The following is a 20,096-nucleotide window of genomic DNA, read 5'->3' as shown; positions in this document are numbered from 1 at the left end:
AGAAGGAAGACACTATGCAGCTCAACATTACCGGACACCACATCGAAATCACCGAACCATTGCGCGAGTTCGTGAATACCAAGTTCGCCAAGCTCGAACAGTATTTTGACCGCATAAATCAGGTGTATGTCGTGCTTAGCGTGGAAAAAGTGCAGCAGATTGCGGAAGCGACGGTGCACGTGAATGGAGGCGAGTTGCATGCCACCTCGGAAGACGAGAACATGTATGCCGCAATTGACACCCTGATCGACAAACTGGCGCGTCAATTGAACAAACATAAAGACAAATTAAAACAACACTGACACTCTGATTCTCTTTCCGTCAGGGCACTGCTCAACGCAGTTTCAGCTATCGGCGCGTTCCCCGCCAGGGCAACGCGCCGAACGGTGATCAGGGTTAAAACAGGCGAAAGCCATCTTTTCAGGCGTCATTGACGCAGGCAGTTCGGTCACGGCCAGCGCGCAGAACCCCGAGCGTACACGCAAGTACGTGAGGCGTTCGAGCACTGCCCGGGGCCAAAACGACCCGTAAAACAGCCTGATAAGCATGGCTTTAAGTGAAGATGAGATGAACAACGAATATATGCAATTAAGCTCGGTGTTAAACATCGAGTGCACCAAAAGCTCGGTACACTGCACCAGCAAGAAACGGGCTTTGGAAATTATCAGCGAACTGGCTGCAAAACAGCTCAACCTGCCGTCGCAGGTGGTGTTTGACGCGGTTCTCACCCGGGAGCGCATGGGTAGTACCGGTATCGGCAACGGTATCGCCATTCCCCATGGCAAACTGGAAGAGGACACACTGCGGGCCGTTGGCGTGTTTATCCGTCTAGACCAACCTATTGCCTTTGACGCCATTGACAACCAGCCGGTCGATTTGCTGTTCGCCTTGCTGGTGCCCGCCGACCAATGTAAAACCCATTTGCATACCCTGTCGCTGGTCGCCAAGCGCCTGGCCGACAAAACTGTATGCCGTCGCCTGCGCTCGGCGCAAAGCGACGAAGAGCTTTACCAGATCATCACCGAGTAACGCCCGACTGGCGTGACTTCCAGCCGGGATAACGATACTGTTTAGCTACGATGGGTTCCGGCTCAGGCCGGAGTAATAAAGTTTCTAACGGTGGCGATAAACGCCACTGAGATGCCAGGGGAGTTGCCACATGGTGCTGATGATTGTCAGCGGCCGTTCCGGTTCAGGGAAATCCGTCGCCTTGCGGGCGCTGGAAGACATGGGTTTTTACTGCGTTGATAACCTGCCCGTGGTACTGCTGCCGCAGCTTGCCAACACGCTGGCGGAACGCAACATCTCCGCAGCGGTAAGCATCGACGTGCGTAACATGCCGGAATCGCCGGAAGTGTTCGAATATGCGATGACCCAATTGCCGGACTGCTTTTCTCCGCAATTGCTGTTCCTCGACGCCGACCGTAATACCCTGATTCGCCGCTACAGCGATACCCGCCGCCTGCATCCGCTCTCCACCAAGAACCTGTCGCTGGAAAGCGCGATCGATGAAGAGAGCGATCTGCTTGAGCCGTTGCGCTCAAGGGCCGACCTGCTCATCGACACGTCGGAAATGTCGGTGCATGAGCTGGCCGAAATGCTGCGTACCCGCCTGCTGGGTAAACGCGAGCGTGAACTGACCATGGTGTTCGAATCCTTCGGCTTTAAGCACGGCATCCCGATCGACGCCGATTACGTATTCGACGTACGCTTCCTGCCGAACCCGCACTGGGACCCGAAACTGCGCCCGATGACCGGCCTGGATAAACCGGTCGCCTCGTTCCTCGATCGTCACACTGAAGTGCACAACTTTATCTACCAGACGCGCAGCTATCTGGAACAGTGGCTGCCGATGCTGGAAACCAACAACCGCAGCTACCTGACGGTAGCGATTGGCTGTACCGGCGGTAAACACCGTTCCGTCTACGTAGCCGAACAACTGGCCGACTACTTCCGTTCACGCGGCAAGAACGTGCAATCGCGCCACCGGACGCTGGAAAAACGTAAACAATGACGGTCAAGCAAACGGTTGAAATCAAAAATAAACTCGGCATGCACGCTCGCCCGGCGATGAAGCTGTTCGAGTTGGTGCAGAGTTTTGACGCCGAAGTGATGCTGCGTAACGACAGCGGCACCGAGGCCGAAGCCAGCAGCGTCATTGCGCTGCTGATGCTGGATTCCGCACAGGGGCGGCACATCGAGGTGGAAGCGACCGGCCCGGACGAGGTGAAAGCGCTGAATGCGGTGATTGAACTGATTAATTCCGGGTTTGATGAAGACTAATCCTGACCGGTAACGACCTGATAAACGCGCCTTTCGTGGCGCGTTAATACCCGCCATACCCCAATGCCCACCATAAGGCTTCACGCAACTTTGCGAGCCGGACTCCAGATTCCGCAATAATTCCCCGTAAATCCCCCCGGCTTGTTTCTTGTGCAAATGGACGGCGATATTCTCCCCTTCCGGTGCTCGCACGGCTTAAATCCGGCTCAAACAGTCCAGCGCCACCGCCTTGAAGCTGTCGAAATTATCGCTGCTCAACAGACGACTCATCGAACGCTCGCGTACAAAGGTGACGAACAGATCGTAAATCGCCATCGCCTCTTCGTAGTCGCTTTTGCTGATCGCCAGCAGGAAAATCACGTGGGCGATCTCACCGTCGCCCCACACCACGCCCTGCGGCGCCAGCAGCGTCATCACCACGGTTTTTTTCGCCAGCAATCCCAACGAGTGCGGTAGCGCAATGCCTTCACCCAGCATGGTCGATACTATAGCTTCGCGCTCCACTACCGACGGGTAAAAATCGTCGCCGACGTACCCTTCCTGCTCCAGTTGAACGCACACTTTCCGGAACAGCTCCGCCTGCGTCAGCGGCTCGTTCACCACCCTGAAATGCGCGGCGTCGAAGAACTTCTCCAGCATGTAGGGTTTGGTCCGATCCACCAGCACCAGTTTACCCAGCTGCTCCAGCTGGTATTCGGTAGGAAACGGCGACATCACCACCACCGGCTTGTTCTTTTCGCTGACCCGCGCGTTGGAAATGACAAAATCTTCGTCGATATGAGCAAGCACCTCATAATCGCGCAGCGAAACGATGCGCGTCATCACCAGCTGTGGGTATTTGCGTGCAATCTGCGCCTGGATCATGCGCACCGTTGAATTACCGGTATCGCACACCAGCATCACCTGCGGATGGCGCTCGTAGCCGATGTTGTAGTGCCGTTCCAACCCAACGCCGATATGCAGCACCAGATAGCCGATTTCGTTTTCGCTCAGGGTGTAAGGGGTATATTTTCCCCAGCTCGATACCGCCGCCAGCGTCACGTCATAGGCCATCGGATAGTGTTGTTTGATATTGGCCAACAGCGGGTTGGGAATATTAATCTGGTATTTCACCCGGGTAATCATGGTCTTGATATGGGTGAGCAAGTCAGCCCGCAGTTGGCGATCACCCTGCAGGTTGTAGTTATAGTGTGCATTGATGTACGACAGAATGTAGTCCACCAGCGCTTCTTCGTCGTCGGCGTTGATCCTGGTCGGCTGCACGTCCTGTACCCGACGCGCGGCAATATTCACCCTTAAATAAGCCTCTTCCGCCATCGCCACCTCTTTGCCGCTGGCCTTGCGCAGTTCCCCCGCCAGCCAGGTGGAAACCTTGCGCACCGCGTCATCGCCGTCTTCAACGTCAAAATCGGACAGCGGGTAGCCATCGCTGATGCGCCGCAGCGCCACCGCACAGTAGAAAATCAAATACTGCTCACCTTCGTCCGTCAGGCGAATGGCATATTGCGACAGCAGCGGATGCAGCAGCCCGGCGAAGGTCGCCACCTGCGGTTGCAGCAGGATTTCATTGCTGAGCAACGGGTTCTCGGCATCGGCCAGATGCAGTTGAAATAACAGATCGGTCAGGCAAGCGCGGATCGCCATCTCCGGGCCGAACAGCTTCATGCCGTAGCGAGGTTTGGTTTCAATGGTTAACTGGTAGTTCGCCAGGCGCTCTCTCACCTCAGCCATGTCGTTTTGCAGCGTTCCGCGGCTGACAAACCATTCATCGGCCAAATCTTCCAATTTCAGGGAAAAGGCTGAGGTCAAAAAACGAATCAGCAGATAGTGTACCCGCTCCTGAGCACTGCGTGGCGTGGCGTGCTTTTTGCGCTCCCGATTCTGCAGAGCGCTGAACAGCACGGCATCGTCCACCTGCAGGCGATAGCCCGCCCCACGGCTATGCACAAAGCGAGCGCCGTATTTTTCCAGAATATCGTTCAACGCGGTGATGTCGGCACGCACGGTACGGGTGGATACCGCAAAACGCTTCGCCAGCTCATCCTGCGGCAAAGTCTCGGACTGCAAGGCATCGAACAGATAGGCCAAACGCGGGTAGGGAAATCGTACCATTCTCTTTCCGTCAATTAAGGTGCCCGCCCGGGGAAATCAGGCGGGCAACGAGTTACTTCGCCACCGGCAGGAACACCATTTGCGAGGGGCTGCCCACCGGCGTATAGCCCTCGACAAAGCTGAGTTTGCCGCTGACCTTGTCCAGGCTGAAACGGGTGACGTTATCGCTGCGCTGATTCATCGCATAGAGATAATGCCCGTCCGGGCTCAGCGTCAACGATCGCGGATAGTCACCGCGCGTCCAGATCTCCGCCACCGGCTTCAGTTCGCCGTCGGCGCCAACGCTGAACTGCGCGATGCTGTTATGCAGCCGGTTGGCGACGTACAGATTCTTGCCGTCCTCGCTCAGGACCAAGCCCGAGGCAAAGCTGGTGCCCTTATAATCGGCCGGCAGCGAAGAGACGACATGTAATTGTTTCAGAGTACCTTTTTGGCTGTCGAAACGGTAGCTGGTCAGCGTCGAAGCCTCTTCGTTCACTAACAGCACCGTCTTGCCGTCCGGATGGAACACGAAGTGACGCGGGCCGGCACCGGCGGAAGAGGCGGCGATCCACGGCGGATCGTTCGGCGACAGCTGGCCGCTTGCGCCGTCAAAGCGCCACTGGTAAAGGCGATCCAACCCCAGATCGGTAGAAAACACAAACTTGCCGCTCGGATCGCTGGCGATCATATGCGCGTGCGGGCCATTGTGGTCGCTGGCGGCAAAACTGCCCTCCACCGCCGCCGCCGGTTTACCCGCACCTGCCGGCCCCTGATCCTGTTGTACTGAACTGGCGTTGCCCAATTTACCGTCATTTTCAACCGGGAACACCGCCAGGCTTCCGCTGACGTAGTTCGCCACCAGCAGATGGCGGCCGTCCGGCGTCAGGGAAAGATAAACCGGCCCTGCCCCCTGAGAATCAACCTGATTCAGCTGCGTCAGCCCGCCATCAACCGGGTTGATGCGATAGGCGATGATACCGCCGTGCTTGCTGCCGTTAAAATCGGCCACTTCGCTGGCGACATACAGCGTCCGCCCTTGGGCATCCAGAGTCAGCTGCGCCGGATTAGGCTGGTTGCTGACCAACGTTTTAGCGCTCAGCGCGCCGCTGGCCGGATCGACCTGCACCCGGTAAACGCCTTCGCCGTTGGGGTTGTAAGTACCGATATAAGCAAAATGAGATGACGTGGAGTTCATTGTATCCTCGGCATGCAGCGCCGGGCTGGCGATAGCCAGCAGCGCCAGAGTTAGCGCAGTACGTAAGGGGGAAGTTTGCCAGTTTCGCATAATTATCCTTAGAGAGGTAACGGCGCGGTATACCGCGCCCGTAGAGACACAACCTATAGCCTCCCTGCCTTACGTCATCCGATATACCTTCCTTACTTGAAGCTGCAGCGTTGTTGGCTGCGCTTAACCCACCAGCTTTTTGCTCATCGCCAGCAGGGTTTTCACATCCTGCGGGCGGGTATCGCCGGTGGCGGAATCGATAATGGAGCTGTAAATATGCGGAATAATCCGCTTCACGCCGGCGGCCAACGCGATCTCGACGATCGGCTCGAAGTTTTCCAGATCGATGCCGCCAGTCGGCTCCAGCATAAAATCATGCTCGGCGCAGGCTTTAGCCACGTACTGGTATTCTTCTTTGCACTTCAGACCGCCCATCGGGAAATACTTGATGGAACTGCCGCCCATATCTTTCAGCATGGCGATGGCCGTCTCGACCGGCACGATGCCGTCTGGCGCGGCAGCGCTCAGCGGGCCGGTTGAGATCTTCACAAAGCCGACGCGACCGGTCGGAGAAACCAGCCCGTTCACCACGCTGTCGCTCTGGCCCAGCAGCGCGCGGCTGGTGCCCACGCCGGTAAACACCTGATTGACGTGCTGCGGCTGAACGCGCTGGGCAATCAGGCTGACCATCGCGGACTGTTTGGGATCGCCCGCTCCCAGGCCCACCGACAGCGCATTCTCGATCAGTTGCGCATAGTGCTGCATATCCGCCACCGCGCTGTCGACGTCCGGATAGTTCCTGGAGAGAACCCCAACCAGCACGTGCCCTTCCGCCGCAGCGTAGATGTCCTGTGCGTTGCCTTTGGAACCAGCCAGCACGTTCAGGCACAGACGGTCGCGATAATAATTTGGCTGCAGCTTCATGCTTGTTTCTCCGTGAACAGATTTTTAATACAGCTAAAGACGGTCATCAGTTGCTGCTCGTCGACGCTACGCACATCCACTTCGATCTTGCCTTCATTGGCCTTGTAGCCACGGAAGTAGATGGCGATCTCGCCGGTTTTCAGCGCCTGGACGATGTCGGTGGTAGAGCGCCCCAGCACCGCTTCGTCAAAGGTGATTTCAGCACGGGCGATATCGCGGCCGGCGCTGTCCCAGACGGTTTTGGCGCTGATGCCGGTCAGCGAATTCAGGCTGGTGATAAACGGCGTCATGCGCGCCACCATCTGCTCACCGGTGGTTTTTTCACGTGTCAGGTAGCTTTCAATCGCCTGTGTCAGGCCGAGGATGCCCTCTTTGCCGACCTTCATCGCCCGGCCGATGCCGCCGGACTGCAGCTTCACCCACTCGACGTACTGTTTTTTGCCGATAACCAGGCCGCTGGTCGGGCCTTCGATGGCCTTGGCGCCGCTGTAGATCACCAGATCGGCCCCCATCTGGTAGTAACACATCAGATCTTCTTCCGCGGCGGCGTCGACGATCAGCGGCAGGTTGTGCTTGCGCGCCACGACCGCTGCCTGCTCGACGGAGAGAATGCTTTTCTGCACGCAGTGGTGCGATTTGATGTACAGGATCGCCGCCGTTTGCGGCGTGATGCAGGCCTCGAGCTGCTCTGCGGAGCATTCGTTGGCATAACCCGCCTCAACCACCTTGCCGCCGCCGAGGGCAACCATGGTGTCGACCGGGGCGCCGAAGTTCACGTTGTGACCGCGCGGCAACACAATCTCGCGCGGTACGGTGATCGGTGCCGAATGCAGGTTCACCAGCAGGTTGGCGTTGTCTTTGACGATCACCGCCGCCACCGACTGGGCGATACCCGCCGAGGCGCAGGACACGATCACGGCATCTTCCACATTCAGCAGATCGGCGATGTAAGCACCGGTCTTGTTAACCAGATCCTTGATTTCAAAATAGTGGTTCAGGCCGTAGTCGACAGCGTCAATCACCTCCTGGCTCGGGGTAGATACGCCGAGAACGGTCATACGGCCGGAAGTATTAATCACTTGTTTTAAATTATATTTTTCATAAATCGAAGACATGATGGGCTTTCCCTTCGTCGGTTAATAGAATTTCCCCGGCAATCACTGCAGCTAACGGAACCAACAACTGTTCGCCGCCGACCGATTGCCCTTCTGAGTCGGCAAATACCTGCGGCCCCTGGCGGAGATCGAACAGGGTAAAATCGGCGTCATAACCCGGCTCCAGCCGGCCTTTATTGGTCAGGCGCAGTGCCGAAGCAGCATTTTCCGTCACGCAGGCAATCACCTGCGGCAGCGACAGGCCAATGCTGAAGAATTTGGACATCACCGTCGCCAGGCTGTGTACCGGCCCGGCCATGCGGTTGCGGCAGTAAATATCGGAACTGATGGTGTGCGGGAGAATGCCCAGCCCGATCGCCTGACGCGCCACGTCAAAGCTGAAGCTGGCGGTACCGTGGCCCACGTCGAGCAACACGCCGCGTTTCAGCGCCCGCTGAATAGACTCACGCAGCGTGCCCGCCGGGGTCAGAATACGGTTCGGCTTGCCGTTATAGCAGTGGGTAATGATGTCGCCGCGGGTCAGCAGATCGGCGATGTCATCCAGATTCGGCGGGTTATTGCCGATATGCACCATCAGCGGCAAACGGTTGTTTTCCTGCTGTATCTGTTTGGCGCGCACCAGCGGCACAATGCCGTTTTGCCCCACCACGCTGCTGCTCATGCGCGCCTTGATGCCGATGATGAAACCGGGGTACGCATCGATGGATTGTTTCACCGTCGGCGGGTCGATGTCCGCCAGGTCGGCCAGCTCATTTTGGCGTAACAGCCCGATGCGCGAGATATTCAGGAAAGCGAACACGTTGGTTTTGGCGCGGCGCGTCAGGGCATAGAACTCGTCGACGTCGTCGGTGCCGGCGCTGCCGGCGTCAACCACCGAGGTCACGCCGCTGGCTACGCCCACTAAATCCGGTTCGTCATGGTAAATCGGCGAAGAGGGATAACAGTGCACATGGGAGTCGATCCAACCGGCGCTCAGGCGGCAGTTACCCGCCAGATCCAGCTGCCTGCGGGCGCTGACGTCATCGCTCAACTGCCCAACGTCGACAATCTTGCCGCCCTGAACCGCCAGATCGACCAACCGGTCATCCGCCAACCTGGCGCGTCGGATTACTAAGTCATACATACTGCGCTACTCCTTTTCCAGCAGGGGGCGGCGCACCGCCCCACTATCGCACGGCTCTGGAACGGTGATTAAGCAATGGCTACCGGGAAAATGGCCCCTAACAGCATTGCGCCAAGGATCGCTCCGCCAGTGATTGGCTTGCCCCAGATATAGAACAGCAGCGCGCCAAGCAGCGAGCCTACGCCAATCGGAATGGATGCGGTCATCGCCGACAGGATGATCAATGGCCCCAGGAAGCGGCCGGAGGAGTTGCCTGCCCCCATCATCACGTCTGCGCCGTAGGTGGAATTGCTCTGGTTGATGGTAAATTTGCGCGCCAGAATGATCAGGTAGCCAATCGCCAGGCCAATCACCAGGCCGGTCACCAGCGAGGCGGCAAAATTGGCGACCGGGAAAATAATCCCCGCGCCCAGCAGCAGCGCCGGAACGCCCAGCCCCACACCGGTCTGGATCGCACCGCCGATGTCCAGAATGCCCACCAGCGAACCTTCAATGATGCGCGCAAACAGGAAGCTGGCGCCGAACGCCGCCACCGCGCCATAAACGCCGGTGTCCATCCCGGCGCGCAGCATGGAAACGAAAGCCACTTCGTTAAACGCGCCTATGCCGTACAGGTAGTACATGTGCGTCCCGGCGAACACGCCGGACGAGAGCAGGCCGACAAAAATCGGGAATGACCAGTCGGCGTACCAGAAGCCTTTTTGGGTTTGTTCTTCCATCGTCCCGCTCCTTATTTACCGCTCAGGGTGTTGTGAATGGTATCCAGCCAGCCCGGCACGCCGAGGCTGAAGGACTCGAGGACTTTCATGTCGAAGCCGCGGAAGAAACCGCTCAGCACGAACAGCAGCACGATCACCGCCATCATGATCTTGGTGATTTTGTTCCAGCCGCTCTCTTCCACGCCTTTACCGATCAGGATACCCAGCACCAGACCCGGCACGGCGTTACCCATGATCAGCTGCGCCAGGCCGCCGAAAATGGTGCCCCAGAAACCGGAGCGACGCCCGGCGTCGATCGCCGCCAGCCAGAAGATCACCGGCATCACGGTGTTCACCAGCAGGTTGGCCGCCGGCACCAGCACTTTGATTGCGGTAACCTGCAACGCAGCGGGCACTGCGGAAGCGGTGGTATTGAGGAACGCCACCACCAGCATGCCGATGACGCCGCAGGCGATAGCCATTTTTTTCGGATCGTGCAGCGTTTGCGCCAGATTGCGGTTCTTGACCATCAACGCTGCCGCGCCCCAATGAGGGATGATGCGGTGGTCAACGTCCTGCGTGAAGGCACCCGCCGCCACGGAAGATGCCCAGGCGTTGAAGAAGAAACCCAGACCGAATGAGAAGTGGGAAGCCGGATCGCCTTCGCAGGAATTCAGCTCGCCCAGTGTACGGAAGGCGCCCATGCCCTGCGTCGTCGGAGCATGGAACATGCGTGCGGCGCCGGCCCCTACGCCAACCCCCACCAGTCCGCCAATAATAAGCGACTTAAATAAGATGATTAAAAACATCAGTATACCCTTTGATTTATGCTAACGTTTTTATTTCGTGACGAAGACAACCTTTTCTGTATTGATCATTGTCACGTTCACGGTTATTTCCAGAGCCACGGTGTAGACTTTTCTTTCTCGAGGCAAAAAGAAAAAGAGAAATTTCTCTTTTGTTATTTTCTCTTCCGCTTTTAATACGCTGACATCCTGCGGTTCAATGCGCAGCAGAATATTGCTGGTGGATTTTAATACCGTGCCCTGCACATTAGCCAAGGCGGAAGCAAAAGCTTTCGCTTTGCTGTCCCCCTTGCCCTCCACCTTTACCGATGTGGTATATTGTTCTTTCATTACGGGTTGCCGTGTTTTTTGATGTAGGCTTCCACCAGTTTTTGGCCCAGTTCTTCTTTATCCATAAAGCCAAAACCCAGCACGGTATAACCTTCGTTGATTGCCGTCACGCCTTCATCGATGGAGCGCATACCGTATTTGGCTTTGTAGCCATATTTGGTCTGCGCGGTAATGGCCCCGGCGCCGCCGCTGCCGCAGAAAGAAATTCCCAGTTGCGCACCTTCCGCTTTCATTACGTCGCCCAGCTTCATATCCGCCGCTACGCCAGGGATAACGATGGCCTTTCCGCCTGCTGTTTCAATGCCCTGGCCGACTTTCTGGCCTTTGCCCAGACGATCGCCAATCACTACGGTAATTTGACCCATGGTATTTTCTCCTGATGAGATGAATGCGTTAAATGCTATTGGTTATTATCTCTTGCCACTTCAAAATGTACTGAAAGTAAATAGGCTTCTTCGATAGGTAGCGTCGAAAATTTATCGACTACCCGTTGCGCCATTTTCATCGACTCTTCTGAAATCTCGTCAAACAGCGATTTATCGACTTCCGGCAAAGGCTCACCGGTGATTGAACGCAGTACCATGGCGCGAATATGCGATTCCAGCATCTGTTGCTGCACCGCATTGGTATAAATGTCTTCTGCATTCAGCATGGCGGTAATATCGGCCAGCACCTGATCGGTGATCGCCCCAGCCTCACTGATGTCAGACCGTTCATTTTTTTCTCTCGCAACAGATCCTTCATTCACTTTTCAATACCCCAGGTTCCAACATTATTCGTAAGTCGCACAATGCATCACTTGAATATACCCTATGAATTTCAAGTCGCAGCCAGGCGGTCAGCGTGTGGGTCTTGTAAAGCAGCCAACAACGCTGCAGCTTGAAAGGCGACGGGTATTTCCCGCTTTCTTTGATGTCTTACCCTAACCCCGGGGAGAATTTCTGTGTAGCCGCTTTTTTTCCAGTTTAAAGTGGAAATTGAATGGTTGGCAGGGATCCATTTCGCAAAACAAGGGCTTTTAAGATAATTTAATTAAATTACAGAAAGATAACACCACAACGGGTTTCCCGTTCTCCCTGCGGCGGTGAAAAGCTTCGTGATCGGGATCTCTTTCTTTTCACCGCTTAACCGCCTACTATCGGTAAGACAATTCGACATCTGCAACGCCCCCGTTCCTCTGGCGCGGGGGCGTTGCTTTTGTGCTGTTTTTCCGAATTTATGGGCGCGAAAACGGGTGCCCTTTGATTTGACTGGAGAGTGGAATGACCAAACCAACCATTACTATTAATGAGCTGGATGCGGAACGCCTGGATGCGCTATTGGAACAACCGGCCTTTGCCAACAGCGACGTCGCCATCGCGCTGAACGACGAACTGGATCGCGCCGAAATCCTGCCGCCGGTCCAAATCCCGGCCAACGTGGTGACCATGAACAGCCGCGTGCGTTTCCGCGATCTGCATACCGCAGAAGAGCACGTGCGCACGCTGGTGTACCCGGCCTCGCTGAAGGACAGCCACGAGCAGCTGTCAGTGATGGCACCGCTGGGCGCCGCGCTGCTGGGCATGCATGTAGGCAACCAGATTACCTGGCAGTTGCCGAACGGCGAAGAAGCGCGGATCGAAGTGCTGGAACTGCTGTACCAGCCGGAAGCGGCAGGTGAATACCACCGCTAAGCGGTAATTCAGGGCGGTGTTCATACCGCCCTTTCTGAGCCTTACAGGCTGATGGCGATCAGTACCACCACCAGCAGCAGCACGTAAACTCTGGCGTGCAGCTTGTCATTAACCTTCGGCAGCGCCCTTTTGGCAAAGACGATCCCCGCAATGCCGGCGGCCACCAGCAGCCCAAGAATGGTCAGGTTGACGTAACCGAGATAGTGCGGCCCGCTCATTTCCTGCCAGCCCAAACCGATATACATCAGTGCGCCGATGACGGCGACCGGAATCGACAAGGGATTGGCCGCGCTGACGCAGTGCTTCATTTCATAGCCATGCCGACGCAATAAAGGCACCGTCATCACGCTTCCCCCCACGCCGAGCATAGTGGCGATCACCCCAATCAGTGGGCCACCGACCCACAACGTCATCTTTGACAGCGCCGCGCGCGCCGGTTTGACCAAAAAACCCTGCCTGAACAGACAATCCGCAATCGTCACCAGCATATAAATCACGAACAGCAGCCTGACCGCATTGTCCGCCAGCAGCGTGGAGGCAAAAGCGCCCAGCGCGGCGCCAATGCTGATGAAAAAGATCAGCGGGATGATGGTTTCACGCAGCAGGTTGCCGCTACGCCAGTTGGTTAGGGTGGCGTAACCCGAATTGAGGATCATCACCGCCGTCGAGGTCGCGACGGCGATATGCATCGCCTGGCCCGGCTGTTCGCCCGAGGAAGACACCAGATGATAGACAAAGGGCACCACCACAAAGCCGCCGCCAAAGCCGAACAAGATGGTGGTGATGCCGGTAATAAAACCGGCACCGAGAATAATCAACGTTTCAATCATGGCCATGCGCCCGGATGAAATCGTCGAAACCGGCAGAGAACTGGCCGGCTAGTGGATGGAACTCGTCGCCGACAAACAGCGCCAGATAATGCCGGCGAATGGCATCATGATCGATAAGCTCAATCCCGGCTTCCGCCGCCTGCGCCAGAGTCAGCGCATCCGGAAATCCCCAATAGCGGTAATTACCCTGCCGTTCGACAATTAGAGACTTGCGTTCGCCCGCGCGCATGAGTTGCCCCGCTAAAAAGGCACCGGACCGCATGCCCGCCAGCATCATGTTTTCCAAGAACGACAGCTCATAACGCAATTCGACCGGCAAGCGGGCAAGCACCGGCCCGGCATCCCAGTGTTCATCCATCTCGTGCAACGTTAACGCGCCGTTTTTCTCGCCGTTCATCATGGCGCGGAACAGCGTCATCACGCCACGGTAATGCGGCAAGTCGCCCGGATGCAGATTCCACAGCAGCTTGCCGCGCCGGCTGAAGGCGCGGACGTAATCAGCGGAAAATTTCTGGTAACAGCGCAAAGAAACCACCGCGTCCACATCACCCAGACTGCTGATAAAAGTAGCGTCATTGATGTCTGCAATACGGTGCGCCGTGACGCCTGCGCCGGCCAGGAATACCTGCGGCGGCTGGTAAGCGCCCTCGCAGGCGTCGGCATTTCTGCTGACAAAAGGGAACACGAAGTCATTCAGCACTGCACGTTCATACAACGCAAGCTGGCGAACTTCAGGCTCCTGCAACCGGCCGGCGGCTTTTGCCAGCGGAAAATAAACCCTAAAGGTGCATTCCTTGTTTAAGGCGCTAATAACATCCTGACAGGCCAGCCAGGAAAATATATCGTTGCCAACAAATAGCGCTACGTTTTTCATGCTTCCGCCTTCTTTGCATTGAATATGCTGTTATTGAAAACTATTTTGCTGATATCCCGGGTAATGGATTCCATCGCGGAAGTATAAAAAAGGTCGCCTTTGGCAGGGGCGCCAAGGGAGTAAAGATCCTGCTCGTTACCTTTTTCATCCGACACTCTTAACGTAAATGGATTGCATTTTACGCCACCGAAGATATTTTCTTGCGCCAGGCCGCCCTGAAGCAGATTTTTATTTAGTCGACTTGACTTCAGTTGATATGAAGGGGTGGTGCAATTAAGCAAATATTGGCTATACACCTCCGTATTGTGGCAGAGCGTTCTATATCCCTGGCCCTCTCTTTCTATATTTACCACCCCACCAAAGGCGCGCAGACGTTGACTCTCCAGCGCGGTAATAATTTTATAGGCATTTTTTAATGGCATGGCGTGCCGATTGCGCATCCAGGAAGAGTTATAGAAGCGCATAAAGATTTGTCGGTTATTTTCATCCATTTTTACCCAGGCTTCACATACGGCCGGGTGAATCGCCGCCAGATAGCTACAGATATGCTCACGAGCAAAGCGCGCCCGATCCAGGCTTTCGGCCAGGTCGCGATAGCAATCCCTGGCCGCGCCCAGTGCAGACAGCACCGTTAGCCGTTCCTGCCCCGGGTAATATTCTTCGAGCGCCGCGTTAATCGCCTGAACCCACTGGTGCGCATCAATATAGCTGTTGTCGGCGACAAAGCAGCTCAGCCGCTGCCTGAATTCTGGCGGTGGCGCACGCATCAACGCAGGCTGCACGCTGGGGAAGAGCCCGGAACGCGACAGGGCGGAAATATTGCTCGCCCCCACCCGCTCAATCAATTCAATAATGGCGTCGATCGCCGTCAGGCTACAGCCAATCACGCCGATTGCCGATGCAGGATTGATGGCGGGCAGATCCCGATTGGCCTGATAGGCAATCACCCCGTCGACCGGGTAGAGGCTCGCCGGCTCGTTATGCCCCGAGCACAGCACTACCGCATTCATCGGCTCCGCAGCCCCGCAGGCCGTTGTCAGCAGATATCCGCCAGGGTGCGAACCTATCTCCTCGACTTCGGCGGTCACGAAATTCAGCGTGACGTTGCTGGCAGCCGCCATAAACACCGCCCTGTCGCGAATAAAATCGAGATACTCTTTATAAAGCCAGCGCGGTGGATAGCGGTCTTTACTGTATCGCCGAAAATGCGTCGAGATCCAATCGGAAAAATGCGCGCTGTCAAACATATCCGCCGACATATTTTCTGGCGTCATATTTAAAATATGGCTGTCAAAATCGCTGCTGTAGGCCATACCGCCATTGAACCCCTGCTTGTCAAACACCTTCAGGGAAAGACGCTTATTGCAATTATTAACAGACTTATTCTTGATAAAGTTGTAGGCAAAAGAAATGCCTGCCGCCCCACCGCCAATCACACCGATCTTATACATGAAATATCACCTTATAGTTACAGCATTAAAAGAAGAACTATTGCTTCAGGTGTTGGAATAAAATAATTCCTTATTAACTTCTTGTATGATGCAGACGAGATAACCCGCCCGGCCCCGGCGTTTAAATTAAAAAGGGGTTAATCAACAATAAAAATACCTCGCCACCCAGGCAGCGTTATTTTTCTGCCCTGATAGTAGAGCGATGACCAGTGGCTTGCTTTATATGAAAGGCCAACTATCATTGCATTTCGGCCAAACTGCCCTGATAAGGATTATGCGCAACGTACGCATTGATGACATCGACCATGTGCCCAGGTCGGTGATTGCCATCGGCACCGACTACCCGTCGGGCCATTTACTGCCCATGCACCGCCACCGCCGCGCTCAGTTGCTCTATGGCGCCACCGGCGTAATGCACGTATTTACCCACCAGGGGAACTGGATTGTGCCGCCGCAGCGGGCGGTGTGGCTGCCGCCGCAGATACCGCATGAAGTGAGAATGGTCGGCGTCACCACCCGCAGCCTGTACATTGAACCGGCCGCACTGCCGGCCTCTCAGCCGCAGGTTTGTCAGGTGGTCAGCGTTACGCCGCTGATGCGCCAACTGTTGATGGCGGCGGTGGATATGCCGCTGGAGTACGATCCGGACGGCCGCGACGGCGCGCTGGTTTGCCTGCTGCTTCATGAACTTGCCCAACTGCAATCCCTGCCGCTGCACATCCCTCTTCCCGCCGATCGGCGGCTGGGCGAGCTGTGCCGGCTGTTCCTGCTTCAGCCCAATGCGCACGATTCGCCGCAGGAATGGGCCACGCGCCTGTACATGAGCATCCGCTCCTTCAGCCGATTCTTTCGCGCGCAAACGGGGATGTCATTTTCACAATGGCGACAACGGGCCTGCGTAGTGCTGGCGCTGGCGCAGTTGACGGAAGGCAGCAGCGTAACGCAGGTCGCGCTGGAGTTGGGGTATGAAAGCAGCGCGGCTTTTGCCACCATGTTTCGCCGCGTGTTGGGACAGGCGCCGTCCTGCTATCTGGGATCGGAACGGCGCGAAAAGGCTTAGCGGAACTTCTTGTGGTTAACGTCGCGGGTTTGCTTGAATCCCTGGGCGATCTGCTTGGCTTCAGCCAGCTTGCCCTGATTGGCCAGCGCCAGCGATTGGTCTATCTGGCCGATAAGCTGGTCCAGCCCATGCTGAAAATCTTTTATCTCCGGGCTGTCGGCCGCTTTACCCTCCAGCTTCGGCGGCGTGGATTGCTTCGCATCCAGCGCGGCGGCACGCATATTATGCAGGCTCTGCTTCAGGGTGTCCGTTGAGTCAGTACTCAGCACCGTTTTGTAATTGCCGGCGATAGTGTCCATGTCATCGCCCAGATCGGCTGCGACCGCCAATGAACTGGCACCCAGCAGCGCCAACGCCATCAATGCTTTCAGTTTGTTCGACATGCTTGCTCACCTTCCAGTTATTATTTTATCTCCCCATCGCCTTTCAAGTTGCCGCGTTGTTGGCCGCCACTCGACATTCATGGGGTATAAGCTTTTGTTCAACCTAAACATAGGCAAAGGCGCCGGAAACCGGAACAAGAGATTTGTAAGCAAGGTTATAACGGGGGGAAAGGAGAAAGGCTGGCAACCGGAGCGGCCAGCCTTGGCCGGTATTACTGGCCGGCGATTTTCATGTCCGGCAGCAGTACGGAACCGCACTGGATATTGCTGCGGGTTTCGATATCGCTGCCCACGCTGACGATGTTGCGCAGCATGTCTTTCAGGTTGCCGGCGATGGTGATCTCGCTGACCGGATACTGGATCTCGCCATTTTCTACCCAGAAGCCGGCGGCGCCGCGCGAGTAGTCGCCGGTGATGCCGCTAACGCCCTGGCCCATCAACTCAGTCACGACCAGGCCGGTACCCAGTTGCTTCAGCATGCCGGCAAAGTCATGGCCCTGCCCGGCAATGCGCCAGTTGTGGATACCGCCGGCATGGCCGGTGCTGTGCATGCCCAGCTTGCGCGCCGAGTAGCTGGTCAGCAGCCAGGTTTGCAGCACGCCGTCTTTGACAATGTCACGCCGCTGGGTACGTACGCCTTCGCTGTCGAACGGCGTGGAAGCCAGCCCTTTCAGCAGGTGCGGATGCTCTTCGATGGTCAGCCAGTCCGGCAGGATCTGCTTGCCCAGCGAGTCCAACAGGAAGGTGGATTTACGGTAGACGCTGCTGCCGCTGATGGCGCCAACCAGGTGCCCGAACAGACCGGTCGCCACTTCAGAGGCGAACAGCACCGGTGCGGTCATGGTTGACAACTTGCGTGGCCCCAGACGCGACAGCGTGCGGCGGGCGCACTCCTCGCCCACCCATTCAGGGCTGGCCAAATCGCCCATGGCGCGGCCAATGGTATAGGCGTAATCACGCTCCATATCGCCATTGTGTTCGGCGATCACGCAGCTCGACAGTGAGTGACGGCTTGAGCAATAGCTTTGCAACATACCGTGGCTGTTGCCGAATACCTTGATGCCGTAGTGGCTGTTAAAGCTGCCGCCTTCGGTATTGGTGATGCGTTTGTCCGCCGCCAGCGATGCCTGCTCGGCACGGGCAGCCAGCTCGATGCCGCGCTCCGCGTCCAGCTCCGCCGGGTGGAACAGATCCAGATCCGGCGCCTCAAACGCCAGCAGGTCTTTTTCCGCCGGGCCGGCGTTCGGATCCGCAGAAGTATACCGGGCGATATCCAGCGCAGCCTGCACGGTGCGGGCAATGGCGTCCGGGCTGAGATCGGTGGACGATGCGCTGCCTTTACGCTGCTGGTGGTACACGGTAATGCCCAACGCGCCATCGCTGTTGAACTCGACGTTTTCCACCTCGCCAAAGCGGGTGCTGACGCTGATACCGGTAGATTTGGTTACGGCAACTTCTGCCGCATCGGAACCGGCGCGCGCCAGCTCCAGAGCCTGTGAAACGGCCTGTTCCAGCGCCTTGCGCTGTTCTGCAACTTGAGTGACTACTTTCATCAATCTGCCATAATTAATCAGAAAATCGTTGAGAAAAGTGCCGTGGCGGCGTGGTTGCGCGCGGAGTCACGCGCAAAAATCATGTGATTTATGCTTTTGAGTCTAACAGGAACCGCGTGGAATTTCGCATAAAGCCGGCAACCTGTTAGGATTAGCCTCTTTTTATCGGAGCCTACCATGAACAAACAGCCTGAAGACTGGCTCGACGATGTCCCGGAGAACAAAGACGAGGACGATGACGAGATTATCTGGGTCAGTAAAAGTGAAATTAAACGTGATGCCGAAGCACTGAAAGACCTGGGGACCGAACTGGTCGAACTGGGTAAGAACGCGCTGGAACGCATCCCGCTGGACGAAGATTTGCGCGCCGCCATTGAACTGGCGCAGAAGATCAAGAAAGAAGGCCGCCGCCGTCAGTTGCAACTGATTGGCAAGATGCTGCGCGCCCGCGACGTAGAGCCGATTCAAACCGCGCTCGACAAGCTGAAGAACCGTCACAACCAGCAGGTTTCGCTGTTCCACAAGCTGGAAGCGCTGCGTGACCGTCTGGTGGAAGAAGGCGATGACGCGATCCCGTCTATCCTGGCCCTGTACCCGGAAGCCGATCGCCAGCAGTTGCGCGCACTGGTGCGTAACGCGCAGAAAGAGAAGGCCGCTAACAAGCCGCCGAAAGCCTACCGTCAAATCTTCCAGTACCTGCGCGATCTGGCCGAAACCGCCGAATGATCGTCGCCGTCACCATGGGATGAACCCGTTTCATCCCCGGTGATGTGCAGGTTCACCGCTGCTTTCACGGATATTGAAACGCAGGCTGCCTTCCAGCTCTTCCTCCGCCTCTTCAAACAGCAGGATAATCGCGCCGAAGCGGCGTTTGCTGCGGGCGTCGAGGTGGGTGAACTCAATCTCGACCGGTAATCCGATATCGACGGTCACCACGTCCCACAGCGCGTCCAGGTTGGCGCCGAACGCTTCACCGAGCGCGAACTTATGCGCAAAATCGCGATAGAACGCCGGCAAATCTTTGATCTGACTAAAATCGAACTCTACTTTTGCCATCAAACTCACTCCACCCGAATGAAGTTTTTATAATGGTCACGCGTGACAAAAATCAGGCCGTCGCTGGAATACAACAGGCGATCGGCCCCGCGCCGGCCGCATTGATAATTGATGTCCGCCTCACGCCATACCCGGCTGCGGGCGGTGGGCAGTTGCCCTTCACGGTTTGAGAAACGATCGCCGCCAATCGCTTTGCCCGGCAGAACCGAACACAGGTTGCCGTTGCGCGCATCCCACCCCTGCTCACGCGCCTGCTTTTTGGTGATGTAATAGTCCGGCAGCCGCTGATGCTGCTGCAGGTAGCTCACCACCCTTTTTTGCTGCGTCAGTTGGTCAATGCTCTGGCCTTCGGCCACCGCAGGCACATTGGCAATCACCCGATCGTTACCGCGCAAAGCGCTAAAACCGGCTATCACAACGGCGATGACGATCGCCACGAGGATCCGCTTGTTCATTACTGTCCCTGACTGAGTGCCGACAGGGGTGCATCAGCACCCATGCCCGTTGGATTTATAGATGAAAAAAATGAATCAGAGATGACCGGCAGGTAACATTTTCACTTCAGGGAACCCATGCCTCAACAATCCGCATCACCCATTCATGCTTATCATGCCATTT

24 protein-coding genes are annotated in these 20,096 nt (G+C 56.5%); 7 read left to right on the top strand and 17 right to left on the bottom strand.

The features are described 5' to 3' along the window. The first annotated feature begins 14 nt into the window (after positions 1-14). From hpf to npr, 4 genes are all read left to right on the top strand, one after another. The gene (gene hpf / locus JK621_RS18970; RefSeq protein WP_004948547.1) at positions 15-302 is read left to right on the top strand and encodes a ribosome hibernation promoting factor; all 288 of its coding nucleotides are present in this window, start codon (positions 15-17) and stop codon (positions 300-302) included. 265 nt (positions 303-567) lie between these two features. Continuing rightward, on the top strand, positions 568-1,029 hold the full coding sequence (gene ptsN, locus JK621_RS18965; protein ID WP_212557188.1) for a PTS IIA-like nitrogen regulatory protein PtsN: 462 nt from the start codon (positions 568-570) through the stop codon (positions 1,027-1,029). A gap of 130 nt (positions 1,030-1,159) precedes the next feature. Next, positions 1,160-2,014 (top strand): RNase adapter RapZ, encoded by an 855-nt coding sequence (rapZ, locus tag JK621_RS18960; protein ID WP_004948553.1) that lies wholly within the window; start codon positions 1,160-1,162, stop codon positions 2,012-2,014. Then, complete coding sequence (npr, locus tag JK621_RS18955; RefSeq protein WP_004948556.1) at positions 2,011-2,283, top strand: PTS phosphocarrier protein NPr; 273 nt, start codon at positions 2,011-2,013, stop codon at positions 2,281-2,283. Before rapZ ends, npr begins: the two co-directional genes overlap by 4 nt. A 195-nt stretch (positions 2,284-2,478) precedes the next feature. Here the strand turns inward: npr and JK621_RS18950 are convergent, their stop codons facing one another. The 10 genes from JK621_RS18950 to JK621_RS18905 form a co-directional block, all read right to left on the bottom strand. Further along, the gene (locus JK621_RS18950; RefSeq protein WP_212557187.1) at positions 2,479-4,395 is read right to left on the bottom strand and encodes a BglG family transcription antiterminator; all 1,917 of its coding nucleotides are present in this window, start codon (positions 4,393-4,395) and stop codon (positions 2,479-2,481) included. Positions 4,396-4,447: 52 nt separating this feature from the next. Beyond that, on the bottom strand, positions 4,448-5,662 hold the full coding sequence (locus tag JK621_RS18945) for a lactonase family protein (protein WP_212557186.1): 1,215 nt from the start codon (positions 5,660-5,662) through the stop codon (positions 4,448-4,450). Between the two features lie 123 nt (positions 5,663-5,785). Then, complete coding sequence (gene dagF, locus JK621_RS18940) at positions 5,786-6,526, bottom strand: 2-dehydro-3-deoxy-phosphogluconate aldolase (protein ID WP_212557185.1); 741 nt, start codon at positions 6,524-6,526, stop codon at positions 5,786-5,788. Further along, entirely contained in the window at positions 6,523-7,641 is a 1,119-nt protein-coding gene (locus JK621_RS18935) for a DgaE family pyridoxal phosphate-dependent ammonia lyase (protein ID WP_212557184.1), read from the bottom strand. The genes dagF and JK621_RS18935 overlap by 4 nt, the downstream gene beginning before the upstream one ends. After that, positions 7,625-8,764, bottom strand: a complete 1,140-nt coding sequence (locus JK621_RS18930; protein ID WP_212557183.1) for an amidohydrolase/deacetylase family metallohydrolase — start codon at positions 8,762-8,764, stop codon at positions 7,625-7,627. The genes JK621_RS18935 and JK621_RS18930 overlap by 17 nt, the downstream gene beginning before the upstream one ends. Positions 8,765-8,832: 68 nt before the next feature. Further along, positions 8,833-9,483, bottom strand: a complete 651-nt coding sequence (locus tag JK621_RS18925) for a DUF4310 family protein (RefSeq protein WP_006317116.1) — start codon at positions 9,481-9,483, stop codon at positions 8,833-8,835. Between the two features lie 11 nt (positions 9,484-9,494). After that, the gene (locus JK621_RS18920; RefSeq protein ID WP_006317117.1) at positions 9,495-10,271 is read right to left on the bottom strand and encodes a DUF4311 domain-containing protein; all 777 of its coding nucleotides are present in this window, start codon (positions 10,269-10,271) and stop codon (positions 9,495-9,497) included. A gap of 30 nt (positions 10,272-10,301) precedes the next feature. Beyond that, entirely contained in the window at positions 10,302-10,598 is a 297-nt protein-coding gene (locus JK621_RS18915; RefSeq protein WP_212557182.1) for a DUF4312 family protein, read from the bottom strand. Next, a complete protein-coding gene (locus tag JK621_RS18910) occupies positions 10,598-10,963 on the bottom strand; it encodes an SFCGS family glycine-rich protein (RefSeq protein WP_013814687.1) in 366 nt (121 codons plus the stop codon). Before JK621_RS18910 ends, JK621_RS18915 begins: the two co-directional genes overlap by 1 nt. A gap of 35 nt (positions 10,964-10,998) precedes the next feature. After that, entirely contained in the window at positions 10,999-11,301 is a 303-nt protein-coding gene (locus tag JK621_RS18905; protein ID WP_432761934.1) for a glycine dehydrogenase, read from the bottom strand. A gap of 559 nt (positions 11,302-11,860) precedes the next feature. On the opposite strand from JK621_RS18905, the gene rnk reads away from it, so the two are divergent. Beyond that, positions 11,861-12,271 (top strand): nucleoside diphosphate kinase regulator, encoded by a 411-nt coding sequence (rnk, locus tag JK621_RS18900; protein ID WP_212557180.1) that lies wholly within the window; start codon positions 11,861-11,863, stop codon positions 12,269-12,271. Positions 12,272-12,312: 41 nt separating this feature from the next. Here the strand turns inward: rnk and JK621_RS18895 are convergent, their stop codons facing one another. Genes JK621_RS18895 through JK621_RS18885 form a run of 3 tightly spaced genes read right to left on the bottom strand, consistent with a single transcriptional unit; the run spans position 12,313 to position 15,426 of the window. After that, positions 12,313-13,101 (bottom strand): sulfite exporter TauE/SafE family protein, encoded by a 789-nt coding sequence (locus tag JK621_RS18895; protein WP_212557179.1) that lies wholly within the window; start codon positions 13,099-13,101, stop codon positions 12,313-12,315. Further along, positions 13,094-13,975: a formyltransferase family protein gene (locus JK621_RS18890; protein WP_212557178.1), complete on the bottom strand. Its 882-nt coding sequence runs from the start codon at positions 13,973-13,975 to the stop codon at positions 13,094-13,096. Before JK621_RS18890 ends, JK621_RS18895 begins: the two co-directional genes overlap by 8 nt. Continuing rightward, on the bottom strand, positions 13,972-15,426 hold the full coding sequence (locus JK621_RS18885) for an FAD/NAD(P)-binding protein (RefSeq protein ID WP_212557177.1): 1,455 nt from the start codon (positions 15,424-15,426) through the stop codon (positions 13,972-13,974). The genes JK621_RS18890 and JK621_RS18885 overlap by 4 nt, the downstream gene beginning before the upstream one ends. Before the next feature lie 274 nt (positions 15,427-15,700). Here JK621_RS18885 and JK621_RS18880 point away from each other — a divergent pair, with 274 nt between their 5' ends. Further along, complete coding sequence (locus tag JK621_RS18880) at positions 15,701-16,486, top strand: AraC family transcriptional regulator (protein ID WP_212557176.1); 786 nt, start codon at positions 15,701-15,703, stop codon at positions 16,484-16,486. On the opposite strand, the gene cybC is transcribed toward JK621_RS18880, so the two are convergent. Both cybC and pmbA read right to left on the bottom strand, forming a co-directional pair. After that, positions 16,483-16,869, bottom strand: a complete 387-nt coding sequence (gene cybC, locus JK621_RS18875) for a cytochrome b562 (protein WP_212557175.1) — start codon at positions 16,867-16,869, stop codon at positions 16,483-16,485. The two genes, JK621_RS18880 and cybC, sit on opposite strands and share 4 nt — an antisense overlap. A gap of 212 nt (positions 16,870-17,081) precedes the next feature. Continuing rightward, positions 17,082-18,422 carry a metalloprotease PmbA gene (gene pmbA / locus JK621_RS18870; protein WP_126485530.1) on the bottom strand — a complete coding sequence of 447 codons (1,341 nt, stop codon included), beginning with the start codon at positions 18,420-18,422 and terminating at the stop codon, positions 17,082-17,084. 177 nt (positions 18,423-18,599) lie between these two features. On the opposite strand from pmbA, the gene yjgA reads away from it, so the two are divergent. Beyond that, positions 18,600-19,148: a ribosome biogenesis factor YjgA gene (gene yjgA / locus JK621_RS18865; protein WP_004948607.1), complete on the top strand. Its 549-nt coding sequence runs from the start codon at positions 18,600-18,602 to the stop codon at positions 19,146-19,148. A 30-nt stretch (positions 19,149-19,178) separates the two neighbouring features. On the opposite strand, the gene JK621_RS18860 is transcribed toward yjgA, so the two are convergent. After that, entirely contained in the window at positions 19,179-19,478 is a 300-nt protein-coding gene (locus JK621_RS18860; RefSeq protein WP_212557174.1) for a barstar family protein, read from the bottom strand. Between the two features lie 5 nt (positions 19,479-19,483). Further along, complete coding sequence (locus JK621_RS18855; RefSeq protein ID WP_004948611.1) at positions 19,484-19,933, bottom strand: ribonuclease; 450 nt, start codon at positions 19,931-19,933, stop codon at positions 19,484-19,486. Positions 19,934-20,096 lie beyond the last annotated feature (163 nt).

This window comes from Serratia plymuthica, assembly GCF_018336935.1.
GTDB classification, from domain to species: domain Bacteria; phylum Pseudomonadota; class Gammaproteobacteria; order Enterobacterales; family Enterobacteriaceae; genus Serratia; species Serratia plymuthica_B.
The sequence above is the reverse complement of the archived record's forward strand: the minus strand, read 5'-3'. Positions and strand labels throughout refer to the sequence as shown.

Coding starts and splice junctions, on each gene's coding strand:
- cybC (WP_212557175.1), bottom strand. CDS start 16,869: ATGTCGAACAAACTGAAAGCATTGATGGCGTTGGCGCTGCTGGGTGCC.
- JK621_RS18890 (WP_212557178.1), bottom strand. CDS start 13,975: ATGAAAAACGTAGCGCTATTTGTTGGCAACGATATATTTTCCTGGCTG.
- yjgA (WP_004948607.1), top strand. CDS start 18,600: ATGAACAAACAGCCTGAAGACTGGCTCGACGATGTCCCGGAGAACAAA.
- JK621_RS18910 (WP_013814687.1), bottom strand. CDS start 10,963: ATGGGTCAAATTACCGTAGTGATTGGCGATCGTCTGGGCAAAGGCCAG.
- JK621_RS18930 (WP_212557183.1), bottom strand. CDS start 8,764: ATGTATGACTTAGTAATCCGACGCGCCAGGTTGGCGGATGACCGGTTG.
- JK621_RS18885 (WP_212557177.1), bottom strand. CDS start 15,426: ATGTATAAGATCGGTGTGATTGGCGGTGGGGCGGCAGGCATTTCTTTT.
- JK621_RS18915 (WP_212557182.1), bottom strand. CDS start 10,598: ATGAAAGAACAATATACCACATCGGTAAAGGTGGAGGGCAAGGGGGAC.
- JK621_RS18895 (WP_212557179.1), bottom strand. CDS start 13,101: ATGATTGAAACGTTGATTATTCTCGGTGCCGGTTTTATTACCGGCATC.
- JK621_RS18925 (WP_006317116.1), bottom strand. CDS start 9,483: ATGGAAGAACAAACCCAAAAAGGCTTCTGGTACGCCGACTGGTCATTC.
- rnk (WP_212557180.1), top strand. CDS start 11,861: ATGACCAAACCAACCATTACTATTAATGAGCTGGATGCGGAACGCCTG.
- ptsN (WP_212557188.1), top strand. CDS start 568: ATGAACAACGAATATATGCAATTAAGCTCGGTGTTAAACATCGAGTGC.
- JK621_RS18860 (WP_212557174.1), bottom strand. CDS start 19,478: ATGGCAAAAGTAGAGTTCGATTTTAGTCAGATCAAAGATTTGCCGGCG.
- JK621_RS18935 (WP_212557184.1), bottom strand. CDS start 7,641: ATGTCTTCGATTTATGAAAAATATAATTTAAAACAAGTGATTAATACT.
- JK621_RS18855 (WP_004948611.1), bottom strand. CDS start 19,933: ATGAACAAGCGGATCCTCGTGGCGATCGTCATCGCCGTTGTGATAGCC.
- JK621_RS18880 (WP_212557176.1), top strand. CDS start 15,701: ATGCGCAACGTACGCATTGATGACATCGACCATGTGCCCAGGTCGGTG.
- hpf (WP_004948547.1), top strand. CDS start 15: ATGCAGCTCAACATTACCGGACACCACATCGAAATCACCGAACCATTG.
- JK621_RS18950 (WP_212557187.1), bottom strand. CDS start 4,395: ATGGTACGATTTCCCTACCCGCGTTTGGCCTATCTGTTCGATGCCTTG.
- npr (WP_004948556.1), top strand. CDS start 2,011: ATGACGGTCAAGCAAACGGTTGAAATCAAAAATAAACTCGGCATGCAC.
- dagF (WP_212557185.1), bottom strand. CDS start 6,526: ATGAAGCTGCAGCCAAATTATTATCGCGACCGTCTGTGCCTGAACGTG.
- JK621_RS18945 (WP_212557186.1), bottom strand. CDS start 5,662: ATGCGAAACTGGCAAACTTCCCCCTTACGTACTGCGCTAACTCTGGCG.
- pmbA (WP_126485530.1), bottom strand. CDS start 18,422: ATGAAAGTAGTCACTCAAGTTGCAGAACAGCGCAAGGCGCTGGAACAG.
- rapZ (WP_004948553.1), top strand. CDS start 1,160: ATGGTGCTGATGATTGTCAGCGGCCGTTCCGGTTCAGGGAAATCCGTC.
- JK621_RS18920 (WP_006317117.1), bottom strand. CDS start 10,271: ATGTTTTTAATCATCTTATTTAAGTCGCTTATTATTGGCGGACTGGTG.